The sequence below is a fragment of the Litoribacillus peritrichatus genome, assembly GCF_039537985.1.
GTDB lineage: Bacteria > Pseudomonadota > Gammaproteobacteria > Pseudomonadales > Litoribrevibacteraceae > Litoribacillus > Litoribacillus peritrichatus.
In genome coordinates this window covers 1,585,997-1,605,379 of record NZ_BAABBN010000004.1, presented here as the reverse complement: position 1 = coordinate 1,605,379, position 19,383 = coordinate 1,585,997, and the positions used below count along the sequence as shown (strand labels likewise).

The window sequence follows — 19,383 nt, the reverse complement described above, 5'->3', positions numbered from 1 at the left end:
GGGATATTTTGTTTGTTTGGTATTACGAATTATTATTTAGTAATATTTATGTTTGTAATCTTGTTTAATAAAAATTGGTAACATTATGAAAAAATTGAACTTTATTTATTTGGTTTTTGCTTTGATTGGTCAAAGTGTATTCGCTCAACATGCTTTGGCTCACTTTCAGGAGCTAATTCCTTCGAATGATATTGTGAATGAGAACACCGCACGAAATATCGATATTAATATGGTGTTTACACATCCAATGAGCCAGGGGCCTGAAATGAATATGGCGCACCCTTCGCAATTTGGCGTTGTTTCTCCGTTCGGAAAAGAAAACTTAATGTCTGCTCTGACACCGTATCAAGTTAATGATGTTACGGCCTATAAAGCAGAATATAAGTTTAAAAAGCCGGGAGATTATATTTTTTATATTGAACCTGCTCCTTACTGGGAGCCAGCCGAAGGCGTTATGATTGTGCATTACACGAAAGTTGTGGTGGATGCGTATGGCTCAGAAGAAGGCTGGGATACCATGGTTGGACTGCCGGTAGAAATTGAACCGCTAGTCAGACCTTACGGTCTGTGGGCGGGTAACTTATTTCAAGGTGTGGTGAAGAAAAATGGTTTGGCCGTTCCTTTTGCGGAAGTGGAAGTGGAGTGGAAAAATGACGGGTCAGTGACCATGCCTTCCGACCCTTACATCACTCAGGTGATTAAAGCCGATGCGAATGGTGTTTTCAGTTATGCTATGCCAAAAGCAGGTTGGTGGGGCTTTGCTGCTTTATTAGAGTCTGATGAAAAAATGAAGAACCCGAAAGGCGAAATGGTGCCTGTTGAGCAAGGTGCTCTGATTTGGGTTCAAACCCGAGATATGAAATAGCGAGAACTAATACAGTGGCTCATATACCTGATGGTGTTTTAGCCTTGCCTGTCGTTGTCAGTGGCGCGCTTGCCACTGCAACGTTAGCGGGTTTAGCGTTTAAACGATTAAACAACGAAAACATTCCTCAGGCTGCAGTGCTTGCTGCAGCCTTTTTTGTTTCATCTCTGGTCAGTGTGCCTGTCGGGCCGAGCAGCGTTCATTTATTGTTGAATGGTTTAATGGGGGTCATTTTAGGCTGGACTGCCGTACCGGCCATTTTAGTGGCTCTACTTATGCAAGCGATATTTTTCGGGCATGGCGGCTTGATTGCACTTGGCGTAAATGCGTTTAATATTGCTGCACCGGCGCTTCTTTGTGGGTTCATTATTCGGCCTTTTATACTTCGTTCTTTTGCGGAATCAAATCGCAGTATTGCGATGTTGGGGGCGTGTGCCGGCTTGTTGGGGGCAGGGTTGACCGGGGTGTTGGTTGGCCTTTCTCTTGTGGTGAGCGGATCTGAATACCTGGCGTCCAGTAAAGTGATCCTGGCGACCTACATTCCTTTAATATTAGCGGAAGCCGCTATCACTGCGGTGACGTTATCTTTCATCAGTAAAGTATCCCCTGAACTTTTGGGAGTAAAACCTTCGTGACTGCCCGATTGAAATTAACTGCAAAACTGTTTGTAGTGCTTTGTTTGATTGCCCCTTCTGTGGGTTACAGCCATTTACTCAAGGTTTTTGCATATGCGGAAGGTGAGAGTGAGATTCATGGTTACGTGTACTTTGCTGGTGGCGGGCCGGCTCCGGGGGCCAAGGTAGTTATCAATCAGGCATTAAGCGGAGAGCCATTAACTCAGGTTGAATTAAATGAAGCCGGGGAATTTGTTTATCAAGCCGACCAGGCAGCGGATTACGAAGTGGTAGCGAATACCGGTGACGGGCACCTGGCGACGTGGAACATCAATAAGAGTGACTTTGCTGGTGAGCACAGCGTTTCTTCTGAGTCGAATGGCAGCTCAGGGTCACCCCCTGATTCTCAGGCGTTAGAACAAATAAACAATTCTGACTTGGCCAAACTTGTGGAACGCGCGGTGGCCAAACAAGTCGGTCCATTAAGGGCTGAGCTTCAGGCTTCAGAAGAGCGTGCCCGTTTCAGTGATATTATGGGTGGTATCGGTTTTATTTTTGGTCTTTCAGGTGTCTTGTTATGGTGGCGCAGTAAAGAGTGAGTTCGTTGACCCGGTTAGAAACCAAAGATGAGTTTATCTGGCTGGATCGCTTTGATCCTAGAGCCCGTATTCTTGCGGCGATCATGATCGCGTTGGTCGTCATTTTTTTATCGGGGATCACGACACTCGTTGCTGGTTTTGTTGCCGCTTTGTTCTTGGTTTTGAGTATAGGGTTTGATTACCAGACTTTGATAAAACGGTTGTTGGCTTTTGAAGGGTTTGTGCTGTTGCTTATCGGGTTTCTGCCTTTTACAGTGTCAGGCGATTCGCTGTTTGTTGTGTTTGGGTGGACTGCATCCGAGCAGGGCGTAGACAGAGCGGTTGTTATCTTTCTTCGGTCCAATATTATTGTGCTTTCGATGTTGAGCTTGTTGGGTACTCTTGAACCCGAAGAGCTGGGCCATGGCATGAGTCGTTTGGGTGTGCCACAAAAGTTTGCACACTTGTTTTTGATGACAGCGCGCTATCTGGACGTGCTGTTAGATGAGTACCAGCGACTCCGTTTAGCTATGAAAGCACGGGCGTTTCATGCCAGAACTGACCTTCATACGTGGCGATCCTATGGTTGGTTAATTGGTATGCTGTTGGTCAGGAGTATGGAGAGGTCTCAGCGGGTGGTGAAAGCAATGAAGTGTCGTGGTTTTCAGGGGCAGTTCTATTTGCTGGATGACCGAGTCTGGCGGGCCGGTGATAGCTTGGCCATGGGGTGCTTGGCGTTGGTTTTATTATTTCTATGTTTGGTTGAATTTTTATGACTCAAGCTCCTCTGATTAAATTAGACAAGGTATCGTTCGGGTACCTGAACCGAAACGTGTTTGAAAATGTAAATTTGGAATTGCATCGAGGGGAAAGGCTGGCTTTGCTGGGTGGCAACGGCGCAGGGAAAAGTACGCTGTTACAGTTGATCGTCGGGCTTAACAAGCGTTCATCCGGGGGCATTTACGCGTTTGGAAAGGACAGATCGGAGGAACGGGATTTTATTGAAGTTCGAACCAAAGCAGGCATGGTTTTTCAGGACTCAGACGATCAGCTGTTTTGTCCTTCAGTCTTAGAAGATGTGGCTTTTGGGCCGTTGAATTTAGGAATGACAAAGCAGGAGGCGATTGATCGTTCACTTCAGACACTTGAAAGCCTTGGCTTGAGCGAGCTGGCAAACCGGATTACTCACAAACTGTCTGGCGGGCAAAAGCGTTTGGTTGCCTTAGCAACGGTGCTTGCAATGAAACCTGAAGTATTATTGCTGGATGAGCCTACGAATGGTTTGGATGATTCCGCTGAACTGCGCTTGATTGAACTCTTAGAGTCTTTGGATCAGGCGATGATTTTGGTTTCACACGATCAAAAATTGATTGAACGGCTGGCAACTCGTGCGGTGATATTGACCGATGGCACTTTGGTTGAGGCTGTATTGCACAAACACCCTCACCATCATGAACACAGTCATGTTCATATACATGCCAAAGGCAGTGAGCAGCACCATGCTCATGATCCTGAACTGGAAGTTCATAATGATTTGTGAAACGTTAGCTTGAGATTCGGAGTCGTTAACGGCGGCGTTGATTTTAACTTAACTGTTGGCGAGTTTTTTTCGGACTCGGCTCAGTGCGACGGGCGTGATGCCAATATAGGAAGCGATGTATTGTAGGGGCAACCGGGAGGATAGGTTCGGGTTGTTGTGTATGAAATCCAGATACCTTTCTTCAGCGCTTTTCTGAACAAATGCATTTTCTCGCTCTTCTTTTCCAATGAAGAGCATTTCCAGCATATGCGCGTAAGTTTGTAAAAAGCCGGGCACATCTTTCATGCGAGAGAAGAAATCCTGCCAATCAAACTCCAGGCATATTACGTCTTCTAACACTTCAATGCTGAATAACGCAGGTGTTCTTTGAACCATTGCCTTTGTGGAACCTGCAATGATGGGGGCTTCCCTGAAAGACTGAGTGAACTCTTTGCCCTCGTAGGAAATGCTGACGTAGCGGGTGAGCCCCGAAACCAGATAAAACAGCTGGTTGGCCGGTTTACCTTGTTCTATTAAAAAACTGCCTTTGGGGTAGTATTTTAAGGTGGTTTCAATATTCAGGCTGGCAAACTCTTTGATTTCGAAAACGCCGTAGCTTTTCTTAAAGTAATCAATAAAAGAGGCTTCGGCGTTTTTGATATCCATTACGTTTCCTTGTTGTTAAATGATCCGCTGCATCCATGTTGCGGCTTATGCGTCCGGTATCGACGTCTGATTAAGACGCCTTTTTTAATTCCACATAGTTTTGAAATAAGAACCCAATGATGGCAGGGTCTAAATTCAAACTGTATTCTTCTTCCAGTATTTCGGTGAGTTGAGCTGCAGTATCAATGGTCACTACCTCGGTGTTAGCCCCTTGAATACGATGGAACTCATGGTTTCTCAATGACCGTATGTGATCATATTCTTTACGACACACCACCAGATTATTAACAAATCCAGCGGTTGGGTATTTATGAGAATAAAAGTGACCTAACAGACAATCTGATTCATTGTATTGGCCTAAGTCGAAGGTGAAAAGAGTAAAGAATTCATCATCTTTGATGATTTGATAGCAATACTCACCGCGCTCATTCTGAATGATTCGGTAGCAGGCGTCGCCTAAGTTTTGCTCCATTCCGAGTTCCAGTTTGATTGGTTGTCTGGCACCGAAATGGCCAAAGCCACAATCCACAATGTATTGCTCATTGTTCAGGGTTAGGAGTGTCAGCCTGTGTGTTCTGGGGCTGTCGATGTCCTGATTATAAACCACTCGAGCCATCAATATTCTGACGTTCAGTCCCAGGTCCTGCAAAACATCAAACACCAGCTTATTGTGCTCGAAGCAATAGCCTCCCATGCCTTGTGTTACGATTTTTTTGAAGATGATCTCAAGGTCCAGAGAAATGTCTTGTTTAAGCACCACAGATAAACTGTTGAAACTGTATTTCGCTATGTGGCGGCTTTGAAGCTGATTAATTAATTCTTTAGGGGTCAGATTGGCGTCGATGCCGAGATCGGCTAAATAACGCTTAGTAATCGGGTTAAGTTGACTCATCGTTTGCTCCTTCATTGTCATGGCTCGTAATCTACACCAAGTCATTTGCCAAACAATTAACCTAGGTTTAGAGGCTGAAAAATATATATTGGTTTAAGACTCATTCTGAGACCGCAGCTCGATATCTTGTGTCTATACTGAGAAATTGAGGCGAGTGAAGGGAATCTGACGGTATGTATACAAAAATAAATTCCATAGTTCTTATTGCACTTTTACTAACGTGTATTAACACTCGGGCCAATGACCAGCCGATACGAATCATAACGAATAACTGGACCAGTCAGGTAGTTTTATCAAAAGTGACGGGTGAATTATTTAAATCGCTTGGCTATCAGGTTGAGTATATTTCTTCGGCCACGTCCGATCAGTGGGGGGCGCTGGTCTATGGTGCAGGCCATGTTCAGGTTGAGGTATGGGAAGGAACCATGTCGGATGTATTTAACCGGCTGGTTGCTGAAGGCAGTATTGTGGACGCCGGAACTCATGATGCAAAAACTCGGGAGGACTGGTGGTATCCGGCTTATGTGGAAGACATTTGTCCTGGGCTACCTGATTGGCGAGCACTAAAAGCCTGTTCGAAACTGTTTTCAACATCCGGTGAGGGCCGTGGTATTTACTTCGCGGGGCCATGGGAAAAACCGGATGAGGCCCGAATCAGGGCTTTAGATATGGGGTTTAATGTCAAAATTCTAGCCAATGGTGACGACTTGTGGGTGGAACTTAAAAAAGCGAATGCCATAAAAAAACCAATTGTTCTGTTTAATTGGACCCCTAACTGGGTGGAGTCGAGATTTGAAGGGGCTTTTGTTGAGTTTCCGGTTCACGCTAGAGAATGTGAAACAGATCCGGAATGGGGTGAAAATCCAAATTATTTATACGATTGCGGTAACCCGAAAGGCGGATGGCTCAAGAAAGCCGCTTGGAAAGGGATGGAGAAAACCTGGAACTGTGCATACAGGACACTCAAGAATATCAGTTTTAATAATCAGCAAATTGCCTCTGCTTCGGCACTGGTCGACGTCGATAAACTCAGTTATGAACAAGCGGTTCGTACATGGTTGGATCAGAACAAAGACGTTTGGGTTAACTGGATTCCGGAAGGCTGTAATAAATGAGCAAGGCTTTTTTAGCGAACAACTCCGTTGCGGTTCAATTATTAAAAGTTGTTTTTGGCCTTTATTGTATCGTAGCTGTGTCAGTCACTTTGGTGCACATTGTGGAGGAGTACCGCTATACCCAAGAAACCATTGAAAAGGAACTGAAATCCTACCAAAAGATTTTTGGGCCCGTATTAGCGAAAGCTTTATGGAATCTTGATCGGGAACAAATCAAAGATATCGTTGCCGGGTTGTCGGAAGTTCCTGTGGTGGTTGGTGTTCAGATTGAACGCTATCGGGAACAACAGTTGGTGCCAATGGCTGCAACGGGGACGGTTATATCCCATGCCGGGACCAAAGGCGTGATCAGTGAGGAAGGGAGCTTCAAGCCTTTTAAGTCAAAAGGGTTGGAGGACTTATTTGCATACGAATTTCCAATCACTTACGAAGTCTTTGGTGAGGAGCAGCAACTTGGCAAAGCCATTTTGTATTCTGATTCATCGGTGGTGCTGGATCGAGTTAAGCTAGGTTTCACTTTTTTGGTGATTAATGCATTGATTAAAGGTGTGGCACTTTGGATTATTTTTTGGTGGATGAGTCAGAAGATACTGCTCCGGCCTTTGAACATTCTCACCCGAGCCATTACCAGCGTTAAGTTCGATACTTTGTCGGAATTTAAGGTGGACTTAAAAACCAAACAGGAGAACGAACTGACCATCATAGAGCGCGCTTTTACTCAGATGGTGGATGAACTGGCGAAAGCTAAGCAACGGGTGTTGGACTTTAATAAACACTTGGAAGAGGAAGTAACCCAAAGAACAAGGGATCTCATTGCTGCTAAAGAACAGGCGGAAGAAGCGAGTAAAGTGAAATCTGGTTTTTTAGCCACAATGAGCCATGAGATAAGAACACCAATGAATGGTGTTCAGGGGATGCTTCATCTTCTTGAAAAAACAGACATCAATAAAAAGCAAAAACATTATCTGGAGTTGGCTAATACCAGTGCGAATGCTTTGTTGACGTTGATTAATGACATTCTTGATTTCTCAAAAATCGAGGCAGGTAAGTTAGTTCTGGAGTCGGAAGATTTTGAACTGGATCGGTTTATTATCAATTTTGCGGATGTGATGGCGCCTGCGATTCAAATGAAAGGATTGGAGGTCGTAGTTGATGTGACAGGCTTACACCACAGTTGGGTCAAAGGGGATTCCGTTCGTATCCAACAAGTGCTCTCTAATTTGGTTGGAAATGCCATTAAGTTTACCAGTGAAGGCGACATATTAATTCGTGCAGAATCACAGGCAATCAAAGGCTCAGATGAAATTTTGTTAAACATGACGGTTGCTGACACAGGCATTGGCATCGAACCTTCGATCATTCCCAAACTGTTTGAATCCTTTTCTCAGGCAGATTCATCGACGACCCGGAAATACGGTGGAACAGGCCTTGGTTTAGCGATTTCAAAGCAACTATGTGAGCTTATGGGGGGCGGAATGTCGGCCACCAGTATCGTTGGGGACGGCAGTAGTTTCCAGTTCTGTGTGGTTTTACACGCGTCTGAACATGTCACAGAAGGAAAAACACCTGTGTTGTTTGATGGGCGATCTTGCTTGATTATCGATGACCATCGTCAAAACAGTGAGTTAATGAAAAAAATACTTGGTCGTTGGCAGATGAGTGTCACCGCTGTTTCGAATCTGAATGAAGCGGTAGCACTTCAAAACGGTAAAGATTGGGTGTTTGATGTCATTTTGGTTGATGTTGCTATGTCTGAATACGTCAGTGAAAGCACGATCATTGGCTTTATTAAGAGTATTCAAGAGGCGCATTCGTTGCCTGTTATTTTTGTTCGAACGCTGATTGATGAAACAGACTATGCTGAGCTGGAAGCCATTAACGGCATATATGAAATAACCAAACCAGTTTCGCCGGATGCTCTATCGGAAGTTATGAGGTTGGCGTTCAGGCAAGACGTAAAGAAAAACCTTGTTGAATCTAAACAAAGTAACAATCCTACTATAAATACCGACCACAGAATTTTGTTGGTGGAAGATAACTTTATTAATCAACAGGTCGCCTCAGGTATTCTCGAAGGGCTTGGCTTTAGAGTTGATGTGGCCGATAACGGCTTGGTGGCGTTAAATACGTTAAAGAATAAAACGGATTTGTACTATTCGTTGATTCTGATGGATTGTCAGATGCCTGAAATGGACGGGTATGAAGCCACAGGAAGGATCAGAAACGGAGAGGGCGGTTCTCACTTTTGTGCTACGCCGATCATTGCACTGACTGCCAATGCTATGGAAAGTGATCGAGATGCGTGCATAAACGCGGGAATGAGTGATTACATTAAAAAGCCGATTGAAGTCAGTGAGCTTTTGGCTGCTCTTGGTCGTTGGCTGGATTAATCCGTTGTTGGATGACGTAGCTGGATGGCGTAGCTGCTTAGGTCTACTTTTCTTTGATTGTCGGTAATAACGATTTCAGCATCGATTTCTTTCAGGCGTTCATTGATGGGGCTGTTGAACAGACCTTGCCTGAACTCTTTGTAAGTGAGAGATTTAAATTCCGGTTGGTCTTCAGTGAAGAACCGATGGACATTGGGTAAGGTGAATTGCACGCAAGAACTTTCTGCATGAATATCGAATGTCTGAAGGCGTTCGGCGGATTCAATCCGAGTGTTCCATAAAGACTGAAAAAACTCAGCGAGTGCGTTGCTTAAGTTCATGAGACGGTTAAGTTAATGAGAAAAGGGCAGAAGATACGTTGGTCAGGGAAAGGGCGCACAATGGCGCCCTTTCCGGTTAAAGCGATTCGAGTTTAACGAAACGTTTAACAGCAAAGCCAGACATAGAACCGAGCAACACAAAAAAGAAAACCATACCTATGGCGGTCAGCGAGTAGAATTGATGACTCAATTCCGTTAATGCAGAAACTGCTTCCGGGCTGGTATTTGCAAAACTTAGCTCATCGGGCATTGGTGCACCAATTAAATGGGGCAGAGCTAAAAACAGCAATCCTGCTGCTTTGAATTTCAATGGTGCGTAATAAAGCGTTGCAAAACCCGCTGCGGTTAATACCACGCAGGCTGTCCACCACGTTTGTCGTCCTTCCAGTGCTGCAGCCTCTGTCCCCGGAACTTCCGGGTGTAGACCGAACATGGCTGGCGCTACAAAAAAGATAATCATTGCAAGTATGCCCCAGGCAATTCCTTGCATGGCGTCCAATTTGGGCTTATTGCTTTTTAGATCGTGCAGGGCCATCAGAGAAATCATTAAAATCGCATAGGCAATAGCAATGCCGATATCTGCTCCCAGGGTGTAGGCAATTCGTTCAAAACCATCTTCAGGTGCCCACGCTTCGGCATCGTGGTGGTGATCTCCCTGTTTTGCATCTTCATGGCTGTGTGTTGCTGGCGTTTCTTCGCTGACTTCGTACTGTTCTGCGGCGTAAATAATAGGGCTGATTTGAGCATGTTGAAACAGGCCATATAAAAGGCCAGAGAATAAGCCAACTACAATGGCCGACAAGAGGATATTTCTTAGAATCATATTAATTTCTCATGAGCAAGCAGGTTCATTGCCCGGAACGATTTTCAAAGTGGGTGTTGGAATTAGTGGCAAGGAAAAGCAAAAGCGTGACGAGCGTCGTGTGCTGCATTGTGTGCCACATCCATCGGTGCAAATCCAACAGCAAAGATAATAGCCACCCCAATCGCAATGGCGCTTACCACTTGCACAGCGGCTGAAACGGATAGTGATTTTGTCTGAGGTGTTGAAATAGTTTGTTGCATGCTTTAACTCCTTGTCTGCCCAATGATGAATATCCCATTCATTTTAGCGGAACTTGGGTAAAAGTTAAGTAAATGATCGTTTAATTTGAGGGAATTGCCCGGGAATGAAGCCTTGCTATCTTTTTCCCGTTCACTCAAGACCTTTGTTGAATCTGTTTTGAATCATCACATTGCAATACTGCTCCGCATGCGTGAGCAGTATTGTCCGTTTCAGCAGATTTAGGTGTATTTGCGGATTTAGATATCCAGGGCGAGTTGCTTCTCTGGTGAACGATAGGGTTGCAGCATAATTTTGAAAGCAATGACTATAAAACACCATTTGATGACAGGAACCAAGAGTATAACGGCAGTAAAAATCCAGGCGTTGTAGAAATAGGTTTCCAGGTAAAGCCAATTAATGAGAGCGGATATCAGAAAGGGAACAATCACTAAAAACAGCATCCAAGGGAGGGGTTTCCAGCCTAAGTTCCTTAATCGTTTTACGGCATACCAAAAGCTTAGGATCATTGCACCGGCACTAATGATCAGGTTAAGAATCATCATTGGTTCTTGGCTTGCATGACTGCCAAAGATTGCGAATAAAATGTTGATGACTAACATAAATACAAACACGGCCGCATTAAGAATCAGTATTTTATGCAGGAATGCCACTGGGGTAAGTTGCATGTTGGGATCAATGTCGGGGTTCTGTGCTAACAAGTCGTGTTCAGGCTGATGCTCTTTTAATCCTGAATGAAAGAGCATGATGAGAACCGAGATTAACCAAATACCAACTATAGCTGCCAGTCCCATGAGTATCTCGTCTGGGAAGCTATAGCCATAAAACTCTTTGATGACTGTTATGCCTACACGTACGCTGCCAAGGGTTGCTACGAAAGAAAGTAGTCCCAGAGGGACGCCCAGCCAACGACCAAATGCACGCGCAGCTAACAGAATATGAAGGGCCAGAAAGATAGGGTCTATGCCGAATTCGACTCTGAGCAGGGTCCAATAGATTGATGCAATGAGTCCTCGAACGCCCTCAAAGAAAAGCGTGTCGGGTGATGGCATCAGTAGGCTGTTATTGAGTAACAAACAGGTTTGGAAGTAAATCAGTGCTATCAGACCTAACAGGTATCTGTCTCGATCCAGTAATACGGCATCCCGTTTGAACGCGCCTTCCCAGAATATCTCTTTTAACAACTTGAACATGCTTTCCTTGTCTCTTGGTCAACTATTTGAGGGCTTTACAAGGTGGCGAGTATATAGCTCGTTATCTATGAAAAACAGTAGAACTGACTGTTTATATTGTTAAAAGTCGTAAAAACCTGACCGTATGGGTAATTGTGTTTTTAGCTTATTCGATTTGGTTGATTTGATAAATTAAAAGGTTTTTTGATTCATTTGTACTCGCTAATATAGCGGCTTGGTATTAACCCAAAGACTGTATGACCTTGGTTTTTCTTTTCCCTAGATTCAATATACCTGACGGGTCGTAGTTCTTGTTTACAGTTCTTGTTTGCAGTTTTTGTTGTTTCTAAAAAGGATGTTTTATTGATGAATCAAACGATTGGCACACATTTTATTTCGGTTAACCCTCATGACTCAACCAGCATCAAAAATGCTCTGGAGCAATATATCCAGCTGATTCGTAGTAGTGAAGCGTTTCGTCATACCTACTGCAAATACTATTTTAAATTTACTCAACCCGTAGATTGGGCCAAATATCCGAATCAACCTTTGATTAGAGTGCTGATGGAAGAGGGCATACTTGAATACCAATACAAAGAGGAAACCCTAGCCAACATAGAGGATGTGTTTACCTCTGAAACCTTATTGGTGCTACAAGCGATCCAACATGAAGAACTCTTCGATACCTTGGTGGCGTTGGCGGAAGCGATGCGTGATCGCGGTCGTTTGATGAATAATTGGTACAACCTGTTTATTGCGGAAAGTGAGTTCTTTGGCCTATACAGCTTGTTTATTATTGCCTTGAAATATCCCAAGTTGGGCTATTTATTTACCGGGTTTATGCCAAGTGCAGATGAATACTTCCCGCCGAGTGTCCCTATGTTGGCTAACATTTGGGCGGCTCAAGTGGGTATCTGTGAAGACAGCATTAAGGCTTGGTGTTACTGCGACCACCCGGTGGTTCGCAACCTCATGTTTGCGTCGGGCATTGATGTTCATGATGAAGACTTACATGACGAGCCTATTAACGGTTTGTATGCTTATCTTGCCAAAGATGAATCAGAGATCCATGAATTAAAAGCAGTCTTGAATGAACGCTTTGTCAATCAAGGCTTTTTGCCCTTTGAAGAGCACCTTGACCCGTACGATAACTGGGGCAAAGACATTCAGCCTCAGACACAAGCCATCAAGCCTCTCCATTACTTCTACTACAGTCTGGTGGCTCGTGGTGTTCGTGAATTTGATGGCTCGGCTTATTCTTTTGATTTCCCATTCCTCAAAACATCCGTTTCAGAGTTTGCAGATCAGCATCAGCAGCAGTTAGAGCATTATCTGGATGAGCCTTTGTCGTCTCGCATTGACCCTTGGGCTGAACAACGCAAAAAGATTGTTTACCTTGCAAGTTATACCGGGTCTTACTGCTGGAGCGAACTGCTGGAGCGAGGTCTCAGTAACGGTGAAGCGGTTTGGGAATATGTGACCAAGGGTGAAAACCCTGAACTTCTTGATTCCATTCCCTCGGTTAATCTCTATAAGTTCAGCGAAGACAATTACGGCTTAGGTGAGTTGACGGACATGGCTGGCATTGAGTCTGCCGAAGACATGGATGCTAAACGTTTTGAGTTAGTCGAAGAGTTAATCGACGACTATATGGATTATCAGATACAGGAAGAACGAAGACCCGACACTGTATTGCGCTTCTTTGATGTGTATTTCCGTCTGTGTGGTGGTGAGCCATTATCCGATGACATTAAGACTCGATTGGTTGATGACTATGGCGTGATTGATTCCGATGGCTTCGATGAACGTTTCCGTTGTGAAATTGAAGTTAATGAAGCGATGTCCTCACTCCACGATTTACAGGAGCTGTTTGACGAACCGAATCAACTGAAACTCGATAAGGCTTATGAGCTGATATGTGAGCATCGAAGAGGGGCGCTGGATTGGTTTGAAGACCTGGATGATGACAGAGTGCGTTATGCCTTTAGCTGCCTGGTGATTGGCCGTGAAGGGGTAGAGCCAGAGGATGCCGATGTACTTCACGAAGAGTGTTTGGACTTTGTTGAAAATGATGTTGTCGATGCTTTGTTGGAGGAAATGAAAGGCAGAATTTCCACCAACTACCTCAGAGGCGAGAACGAGACCCTGTGTTATCAGCGTTGGGAAGACCTGAAATCCTTTGTGTATGGTAGAAATACTGCACTTACCGCTCAGCAAGCAGAAGCGCAAATGAAACCTTTCTATTCGCCTGAACGCGAATTTATCTGGGACCTGCAGCTGCGTTTTGAAGGGGCGTTCCAGTTCGATGACTATTATTACTTGCTGACTGCATTCTGGCAGCTTCTGGACTTACCTCTGAAATGCGCGCCTGCCTTGCGACGTGTTCTTGATTGTTTGATCGAGACCGAAGCGACTCATTTGGTCGAAGCGTTGAATGATTTTTATCTGGCCAAACCCGTTGTTGAGAGTGAAGACGAAGAGGATGATGATCTTGATGAGCCTTTCGATATCGCGCTTCATCAAGACAATGAAAAGCAGTTGTTGGCAATAATGGCTCGTCTGAATATTCCTTCCGCCAACTACTACGCTTGGGTGCTTGATAAGCGAAGAGACTGTTGGGCCTACTTTGCTGGACACTATGGTTTACCAGGGTATGAGGCCTTATCCAACGGCATCGACGAAAGTATGCACATTCTTGATCAGTACGATCGCGTCCGATTCTTACGAGAATCTGAAGCATACGCTGAAGAGCGTGTAGAAGAGCAAGAGACTAAGGAAGGTTCGTCCGGCCAACAGCAGCTTCAAAACGTACGTCAACGTTTGCAGGAAGAATGTTTCTGGACGCTGAAACGTTGGTTGGAACGCAGCTTGGCCACACCAGAAAAGCGTTTGTATCAGCGTCTGACGAAAGAACAGCAGATTGAAACAAAACATCAGGCCAGTGATATTACCGAGAATGCCCAAGCATATCATGCGTTCATGGATTCGTTGACGTTTGACTCGTCGTTAGCGGACTTTTCACTCGAAGGCATGCATAAACACCTTTTGGACGAGAGTGTTTTTCTGACTCATCAGTATTTCATGGTCCAGAGAATGGCTGCAGAGGGGCAAGACTATCAAGTATTAACGAAACCCTGGTTGGTAGAAGCGATGAGAACCAGTTCGCCTTTGATCAACACGTATGAAGGTTTCTATCCAGGCCTTTATGCCATTGATGAGACGGTTGATCCGCAAGCCATTCAACAAATGCAGCAAGAGGTCGAAACCGGCGTATTCAAACAACAGGTCGCAGACGTTTTAGCCTTTCTTCGTGGTGAAAAAACAGAAGCTGAAATTAAGCCGGTTCTTGAGCACGCTACATTCATGCCTTTAAATTATTTGCCTGAGGGTGGTGAAAATTATTCCGTTGAAAAGCTGATGGAATATCTGAGTAACGAGCAAATGAAGCGACTTGAGTCTTTACTTCAGCAAGGGGCAAATCCGGGGCTTATAGCGCGTTTTAAACGTTTATTTCGTCGGTAATAGGTAATCTCAGTCAACGGTGATGAACAGAAAAGGAGAATTTAAAAAATATTTGGGGTAATAAACCCAGGTTAATTTCTAGCTTAAAGCATTCAAGTAATCTGGCTCTATTGAAAACAAGGAGCTTATTATGAACAAGCAAGCAGCACAATTAGCGATTTTGGTAATATGGACAGGTTTGATGGCGTCTTCTTTCGTGGTTTCAGCCGTGGTTGCGCCATTGGCTAACCCGCTGGCGACCACAGGGATTCGTTTTATTCTTGCAGGGCTATTGATGCTGCCTTTTGCCTATAAATATATGTCAACGTTGAGTTGGCCTGTGTTATGGCGTTACGGTGTAATCAGTTTGTTCTTAGTGTTATTTTTTCTTGGCATGTTTGAGTCTCTTAAAACGACCACCGCGCTAAATACGTCGGTCATTTATACTCTGATACCTTTAATGAGTGTTGTTTTAAGTGTTGTTTTGCTTAAAGTCACCACCGGGGTTACAAAGTTGCTTGGTTTCTCATTGGGCAGTATTGGTGCTGTTTGGGTATTAGTTGCAACTGCAGGCGCTGGTGGTATTGCCATGGATGTGAGTGAAGGCGATGTTATTTTTTTATTTTCTTGCTTGAGTCTGGCTACGCATGTGGTCTTGATTAAGAAGTGGGGGAAAGATATACCGGTTGTTTTGGGGACTTTTCTGATCTTGGCTGTTGGCGCAATTATTTTGGTTCCGTTCATGTTGCTTACTGATGCGCTGAGTTCTGTTGCATGGGAGGATGGCTTGTTCTGGGAGTCCATCTTGTACCTGACAGTTTTTACTACTTTGCTTACTTTTTTGCTTCAGCAATATTTATTGAAAACGTCAGGCCCTAACACATTGTTGGCATTCTCTTATCTGATTCCAACGTTCGTAGCGGCAATCGATGGTGTTTTATTCAGCAATAACTTCTGGAGTGCTCAGCCAGGTGTGATTATTACGATTATTTCTTTGTACATCATTGCTAAGCCATCTGAAATAAAAGCGATAGTATCAACCAGCGAGGTAAACAGTATCCAGGCGGAGACTGTTTAAACCTTGAAAAAGATGAACGACAACGGAATACAGTCAGAAATACGCAATCAACCATCGGCCAGAGCAAGTGATACCGCATATTGGCTGTGTATCTTGGTGGTATCAAATAACGGAACAGGGGTATGTTGCTGTTGAATCAGCAAAGCAATTTCGGTGCAGCCCAAAATAACCGCTTCTGCCCCTGATTCGTAAAGATTATTAATGATGGAGACAAATTCATTTCTGGAGTCTTCTTTGATGACGCCTAAGCAAAGCTCATTGTAAATCACATCATGGACAATAGTTTGGTGGTCGGTTTGCGGTACGATCACTTCAATTCCAAAGCCTTCTTGAATCCTGCCTTTATAAAAGTCCTCCATCATTGTGAAACGGGTACCTAACAAGCCCACCTTTTTTATGTTCTTTTTTGACAGTTCTTTTGCGGTAGCGTCAGCGATATGAAGCAGAGGAATGGAGACTTGAGCTTCTATCTCTGGAGCCACTTTGTGCATGGTGTTGGTGCAAATCATCAGGAAATCCGCTCCTGCCAGCTCTAAGGATTTGGCTGCCTCTCCAAGAATGGTGGCTGTTTTTGCCCAGTCGCCATTATGTTGAAGTTTCTCAATTTGGTCGAAGTCAACGCTGTGCAGATAAATTTTGGCGGAGTGAAGTCCTCCCAACGTCTCTCTTACACCTTCATTGATTTCTTTGTAGTAGCTGACGGTGGACTCCCAGCTCATACCTCCCAGCATCCCTATAGTTTTCAAAATGAACTCCTTTTTATTGTTTTTCAGTTGGTTATTGGTATGTATTTAAGTAGTTTGCAGGAATTTCAATATCGTAAAACAGGCCCCCAAAGGACAGAACAATCAGACCTCCGATCAGAATACCTGCAGTGATAAAACAGAATCCAATAAGGTTTCTGCTTTCCAGAGATAAGCTATCCCGGCTTAACCAGTGAATCGCACAAGCGATGTGAGAAAAAATGGCCACCACTGCCAAAAAGTAGTAAGGGTAGAAGAACGCACTGATCGGATGAATATTTAGACCTGCAGCTGCAAAGTAAAAATTGGTGTCCAATGTGAGCACGTAACGACCATATGAGACCGCAGTTACATGAATCAATAAGAAAAATGCAAGGTAGGCACCGGAGGCCGCCTGAAGTTTTTCAAAGAAACCGCTTCTTTGCCCCCAGCGTCTTTTTACAAAATAGAGTCCTGACCCTATTTGAAACAAGACGCACAGCATGAGTAAATTTTCAAAAATGGGTGAGTAATAGATCTCACGAAACGCTTCCATGAACTGAATGTGATCTTTAATGCTGATAACGGCCTGTAAATGGTTGATTAGGTGAAAGAAAACAAAACAGGCAATAACAATCGCGGATAACCGATGCATTTTGTGCAACATAACTCTCTTCCTTGAGGTGTTGTAGGTGAATTAGGGCTTTTTGTATATCTCCAAAATCGGAAATTTGCTTTCACCGAAAGACAATAATATAGACTTGATTTCTTTACTTTTGAACCTTTGGTTATGCTTCAGAGGTTTTTTTCGTTGGCCATCAGCAAAAAGAGCCAGCACATAGTCTTGTGTAAAAATTCTGTTGCCAGCGGCTTCGTTTTTTAAGGTTAAAACCGCCCAGCGTTCGCCTGTTTCATTGCTCATGAGGACGTAATTCTCAATGATAAAATCGCTGCTGGTTGGTTCAATGTTGTCATCGTTTGGAAAACTGATGTGCAGGTCGGGGTTGATGGATCTGTCAATACTTAATGCTTCGTCGGCTGCAAAGGTGTGCAAAGGCATCAAAAGAGAGGTGAATATAAACAGTAATACGGACATTCCTTTCATGACATTCTCCATGTTTCATCTCAAACAATAATGTACCCAATGTGTCACATCATTGACAACCCAGAGCCTGCAAAGTTGCACTGTTTTGGGTCTTGTTGGTATTGATTGAATTATTAGTGAATTAAACGTAATTAATTATTTCGGTAAAAATACAGTTTTTAGTTTGAAATCATGAGGTTAAGTTTAACTAAACCTTAAGTTCAAAATACGGATATTGCTGCGCTAGGAACGATTCATAGAATTGCTTACGAATTGAGGAGAGTCGCTTTTTTATTATTAATAACAAAGATCATACGGATAAGAAAGCAGCATATACGTTTGCACATTTATGGAATGAATTGAGAGATCATTATGAAGAAAAAAGCATTACTCGCTGGCGCAATGATAGCCGCTGTTGGAGTCACTGCCGGAACATGGGCGTTTTTTGGTAAATACGATGCCTCCGATGTTATGGACATTTCAGTGAAAGAATACACCACGGATGAATACCCTGAAGATCCGGCTCCGATCAGTGCGTATTATAAAAAGTACGGTGGTCGCTCGCTTACTCTGACCAAAAACGACGAAACGCACTTTGATTTCACGCTCAAGCCAGAAGAAGATGACCGAGTTGCTACTGTCACCTTCAAAAATATCGATTTGGAGTTGTTTGTTCCTAAACTTTCAAACTGGGTGAAAGATGACAAAGGGCTGGAAGTCATTACTTTGGTAGACCGGGAATGGAATCGCCAACAAGTCAGCTTTCCACCGGACTCAGAACACATTGAGATCAGCGGCGGTGATGGCTTCGAGATTGAAAACATGCATTCTGTGCACTTGGCTCGTAACTGTCTGAATGCGGGTTTGTGGGAAGTTCTGTTGTTCACCAAAGAAGACGGTGGTAAGAAGCTGTATTATCAGGGCTGGTTTGATTTCCCGCTTGGTCACTACAAAGATGTTTTTGAGAAAATTAATCAGGTTTCCTATTGGGACCACTGGGCGCGCCTGGAACATTGGATGGACCCGGCAGGTACACAGGTGGATTTGGAGCAGCTTCGTACCATCCGCAGTGAGCGTATTGTTGAGGTTGATCCGTTGTTGAATGAGCGCGTGATTGTGGCTGGTGAACAAAAACGTAAGATTCGTACATTTAACGCATCCACCAACATAGTCACCTGGAAAGACTTCATGACTCAGCCGGATAAGGTTCAGTTCGCGAGCTTTGTTCCGCCGGGTCAATATAAGCTGAATCAGGCTTGGAATAACAAATACTGGCAAATTGGTGAGTTGGACTACGCTAAAATGCGCGATATTGCTCCAGCGTCAGGTAAAAAAGAAAGCCTTCAGGAGCTTGAACTGACATTTAAAGACACAGAAACCGGGCTGAATAATCGTTTAATCATCAGTGGCTTTGATGTAAATGCGTTACCTCAACTGGAAACCAAGGATTATCCGAAAGGCTTGTATAAGCCGATGGGTATTAATGTTCCGCCGTTTTATCAGAGTTACGAGCAACTGAAAGAACAACCTCCTTATGAGAGTGAGTACTTCAGTGTTTTGCTGGATGAAAACGACGAATGGATAGACCATCACTCGACCAGTATTGATGGCCCGGTTATGCATTTGGATAAAGAAGATAAGTCGATACTTCACTTGTACTTGTTGTCTTATGAGCGTCATACATTGGTTCGTCACTTCACGATCAATCTGGACTCAAATGTAGACCGTTCAGTCGCAGCGAACACTCTGTAATTGAAAAGTTGTTAATTGAATGGTTTTAAATTGAATGATCTTTTTTAATTCA

The 19,383-nt window shown here is 44.0% G+C and carries 19 protein-coding genes; 10 read left to right on the top strand and 9 right to left on the bottom strand.

Going from position 1 to position 19,383, the window contains the following annotated elements:
* Positions 1 to 85: 85 nt before the first annotated feature.
* From ABD744_RS08545 to ABD744_RS08525, 5 genes are read left to right on the top strand one after another with little or no spacing between them, the layout of a single operon-like run.
* A complete protein-coding gene (locus ABD744_RS08545; RefSeq protein ID WP_344797447.1) occupies positions 86 to 865 on the top strand; it encodes a DUF4198 domain-containing protein in 780 nt (259 codons plus the stop codon).
* A gap of 14 nt (positions 866 to 879) precedes the next feature.
* Positions 880 to 1,500 carry a cobalt transporter CbiM gene (gene cbiM, locus ABD744_RS08540; RefSeq protein WP_344797445.1) on the top strand — a complete coding sequence of 207 codons (621 nt, stop codon included), beginning with the start codon at positions 880 to 882 and terminating at the stop codon, positions 1,498 to 1,500.
* On the top strand, positions 1,497 to 2,078 hold the full coding sequence (locus tag ABD744_RS08535; protein WP_344797443.1) for a hypothetical protein: 582 nt from the start codon (positions 1,497 to 1,499) through the stop codon (positions 2,076 to 2,078). The genes cbiM and ABD744_RS08535 overlap by 4 nt, the downstream gene beginning before the upstream one ends.
* Positions 2,075 to 2,833, top strand: a complete 759-nt coding sequence (cbiQ, locus tag ABD744_RS08530) for a cobalt ECF transporter T component CbiQ (RefSeq protein WP_344797441.1) — start codon at positions 2,075 to 2,077, stop codon at positions 2,831 to 2,833. Before ABD744_RS08535 ends, cbiQ begins: the two co-directional genes overlap by 4 nt.
* On the top strand, positions 2,830 to 3,597 hold the full coding sequence (locus tag ABD744_RS08525; protein ID WP_344797439.1) for an energy-coupling factor ABC transporter ATP-binding protein: 768 nt from the start codon (positions 2,830 to 2,832) through the stop codon (positions 3,595 to 3,597). Before cbiQ ends, ABD744_RS08525 begins: the two co-directional genes overlap by 4 nt.
* Positions 3,598 to 3,645: 48 nt before the next feature.
* Here ABD744_RS08525 and ABD744_RS08520 read toward each other — a convergent pair whose 3' ends face one another.
* Both ABD744_RS08520 and ABD744_RS08515 read right to left on the bottom strand, forming a co-directional pair.
* Positions 3,646 to 4,242 carry a Crp/Fnr family transcriptional regulator gene (locus tag ABD744_RS08520; RefSeq protein ID WP_344797437.1) on the bottom strand — a complete coding sequence of 199 codons (597 nt, stop codon included), beginning with the start codon at positions 4,240 to 4,242 and terminating at the stop codon, positions 3,646 to 3,648.
* A gap of 70 nt (positions 4,243 to 4,312) precedes the next feature.
* Positions 4,313 to 5,134: an arylamine N-acetyltransferase family protein gene (locus ABD744_RS08515; RefSeq protein ID WP_344797435.1), complete on the bottom strand. Its 822-nt coding sequence runs from the start codon at positions 5,132 to 5,134 to the stop codon at positions 4,313 to 4,315.
* A gap of 173 nt (positions 5,135 to 5,307) precedes the next feature.
* Here ABD744_RS08515 and ABD744_RS08510 point away from each other — a divergent pair, with 173 nt between their 5' ends.
* Together ABD744_RS08510 and ABD744_RS08505 are read left to right on the top strand one after the other, a co-directional pair.
* On the top strand, positions 5,308 to 6,249 hold the full coding sequence (locus ABD744_RS08510) for an ABC transporter substrate-binding protein (protein WP_344797433.1): 942 nt from the start codon (positions 5,308 to 5,310) through the stop codon (positions 6,247 to 6,249).
* Positions 6,246 to 8,639, top strand: a complete 2,394-nt coding sequence (locus tag ABD744_RS08505) for a response regulator (protein ID WP_344797431.1) — start codon at positions 6,246 to 6,248, stop codon at positions 8,637 to 8,639. Before ABD744_RS08510 ends, ABD744_RS08505 begins: the two co-directional genes overlap by 4 nt.
* Here the strand turns inward: ABD744_RS08505 and ABD744_RS08500 are convergent.
* From ABD744_RS08500 to ABD744_RS08485, 4 genes are all read right to left on the bottom strand, one after another.
* Entirely contained in the window at positions 8,636 to 8,959 is a 324-nt protein-coding gene (locus tag ABD744_RS08500) for a hypothetical protein (RefSeq protein WP_344797429.1), read from the bottom strand. The two genes, ABD744_RS08505 and ABD744_RS08500, sit on opposite strands and share 4 nt — an antisense overlap.
* Before the next feature lie 76 nt (positions 8,960 to 9,035).
* Complete coding sequence (locus ABD744_RS08495) at positions 9,036 to 9,782, bottom strand: CbtA family protein (RefSeq protein WP_344797427.1); 747 nt, start codon at positions 9,780 to 9,782, stop codon at positions 9,036 to 9,038.
* 62 nt (positions 9,783 to 9,844) lie between these two features.
* Entirely contained in the window at positions 9,845 to 10,024 is a 180-nt protein-coding gene (locus ABD744_RS08490) for a CbtB domain-containing protein (RefSeq protein ID WP_344797425.1), read from the bottom strand.
* A 237-nt stretch (positions 10,025 to 10,261) separates the two neighbouring features.
* Positions 10,262 to 11,215, bottom strand: coding sequence for a hypothetical protein (locus tag ABD744_RS08485; protein ID WP_344797423.1), 954 nt, complete (start codon positions 11,213 to 11,215; stop codon positions 10,262 to 10,264).
* A 345-nt stretch (positions 11,216 to 11,560) separates the two neighbouring features.
* Here ABD744_RS08485 and ABD744_RS08480 point away from each other — a divergent pair, with 345 nt between their 5' ends.
* The gene (locus ABD744_RS08480; RefSeq protein WP_344797421.1) at positions 11,561 to 14,716 is read left to right on the top strand and encodes a hypothetical protein; all 3,156 of its coding nucleotides are present in this window, start codon (positions 11,561 to 11,563) and stop codon (positions 14,714 to 14,716) included.
* 130 nt (positions 14,717 to 14,846) lie between these two features.
* A complete protein-coding gene (locus ABD744_RS08475) occupies positions 14,847 to 15,773 on the top strand; it encodes a DMT family transporter (protein ID WP_344797419.1) in 927 nt (308 codons plus the stop codon).
* Positions 15,774 to 15,820: 47 nt separating this feature from the next.
* On the opposite strand, the gene ABD744_RS08470 is transcribed toward ABD744_RS08475, so the two are convergent.
* The 3 genes from ABD744_RS08470 to ABD744_RS08460 are packed head-to-tail and all read right to left on the bottom strand — an operon-like array spanning position 15,821 to position 17,600.
* Positions 15,821 to 16,519 carry an aspartate/glutamate racemase family protein gene (locus tag ABD744_RS08470; RefSeq protein ID WP_344797417.1) on the bottom strand — a complete coding sequence of 233 codons (699 nt, stop codon included), beginning with the start codon at positions 16,517 to 16,519 and terminating at the stop codon, positions 15,821 to 15,823.
* A 31-nt stretch (positions 16,520 to 16,550) separates the two neighbouring features.
* Complete coding sequence (locus ABD744_RS08465; protein ID WP_344797415.1) at positions 16,551 to 17,162, bottom strand: hypothetical protein; 612 nt, start codon at positions 17,160 to 17,162, stop codon at positions 16,551 to 16,553.
* A 30-nt stretch (positions 17,163 to 17,192) separates the two neighbouring features.
* Complete coding sequence (locus tag ABD744_RS08460; protein WP_344797413.1) at positions 17,193 to 17,600, bottom strand: hypothetical protein; 408 nt, start codon at positions 17,598 to 17,600, stop codon at positions 17,193 to 17,195.
* A 351-nt stretch (positions 17,601 to 17,951) separates the two neighbouring features.
* Here ABD744_RS08460 and ABD744_RS08455 point away from each other — a divergent pair, with 351 nt between their 5' ends.
* Positions 17,952 to 19,331: a hypothetical protein gene (locus tag ABD744_RS08455; RefSeq protein WP_344797411.1), complete on the top strand. Its 1,380-nt coding sequence runs from the start codon at positions 17,952 to 17,954 to the stop codon at positions 19,329 to 19,331.
* Positions 19,332 to 19,383: the final 52 nt, after the last annotated feature.

Excerpts from the sequence above, each read along its gene's own strand:
- ABD744_RS08545 (WP_344797447.1), top strand. The coding sequence starts at position 86 with ATGAAAAAATTGAACTTTATTTATTTGGTTTTTGCTTTGATTGGTCAA.
- ABD744_RS08490 (WP_344797425.1), bottom strand. The coding sequence starts at position 10,024 with ATGCAACAAACTATTTCAACACCTCAGACAAAATCACTATCCGTTTCA.
- ABD744_RS08525 (WP_344797439.1), top strand. The coding sequence starts at position 2,830 with ATGACTCAAGCTCCTCTGATTAAATTAGACAAGGTATCGTTCGGGTAC.
- ABD744_RS08510 (WP_344797433.1), top strand. The coding sequence starts at position 5,308 with ATGTATACAAAAATAAATTCCATAGTTCTTATTGCACTTTTACTAACG.
- ABD744_RS08520 (WP_344797437.1), bottom strand. The coding sequence starts at position 4,242 with ATGGATATCAAAAACGCCGAAGCCTCTTTTATTGATTACTTTAAGAAA.
- ABD744_RS08495 (WP_344797427.1), bottom strand. The coding sequence starts at position 9,782 with ATGATTCTAAGAAATATCCTCTTGTCGGCCATTGTAGTTGGCTTATTC.
- ABD744_RS08455 (WP_344797411.1), top strand. The coding sequence starts at position 17,952 with ATGAAGAAAAAAGCATTACTCGCTGGCGCAATGATAGCCGCTGTTGGA.
- ABD744_RS08515 (WP_344797435.1), bottom strand. The coding sequence starts at position 5,134 with ATGAGTCAACTTAACCCGATTACTAAGCGTTATTTAGCCGATCTCGGC.
- ABD744_RS08485 (WP_344797423.1), bottom strand. The coding sequence starts at position 11,215 with ATGTTCAAGTTGTTAAAAGAGATATTCTGGGAAGGCGCGTTCAAACGG.
- ABD744_RS08500 (WP_344797429.1), bottom strand. The coding sequence starts at position 8,959 with ATGAACTTAAGCAACGCACTCGCTGAGTTTTTTCAGTCTTTATGGAAC.
- ABD744_RS08480 (WP_344797421.1), top strand. The coding sequence starts at position 11,561 with ATGAATCAAACGATTGGCACACATTTTATTTCGGTTAACCCTCATGAC.
- ABD744_RS08475 (WP_344797419.1), top strand. The coding sequence starts at position 14,847 with ATGAACAAGCAAGCAGCACAATTAGCGATTTTGGTAATATGGACAGGT.
- ABD744_RS08505 (WP_344797431.1), top strand. The coding sequence starts at position 6,246 with ATGAGCAAGGCTTTTTTAGCGAACAACTCCGTTGCGGTTCAATTATTA.
- ABD744_RS08460 (WP_344797413.1), bottom strand. The coding sequence starts at position 17,600 with ATGAAAGGAATGTCCGTATTACTGTTTATATTCACCTCTCTTTTGATG.
- ABD744_RS08465 (WP_344797415.1), bottom strand. The coding sequence starts at position 17,162 with ATGTTGCACAAAATGCATCGGTTATCCGCGATTGTTATTGCCTGTTTT.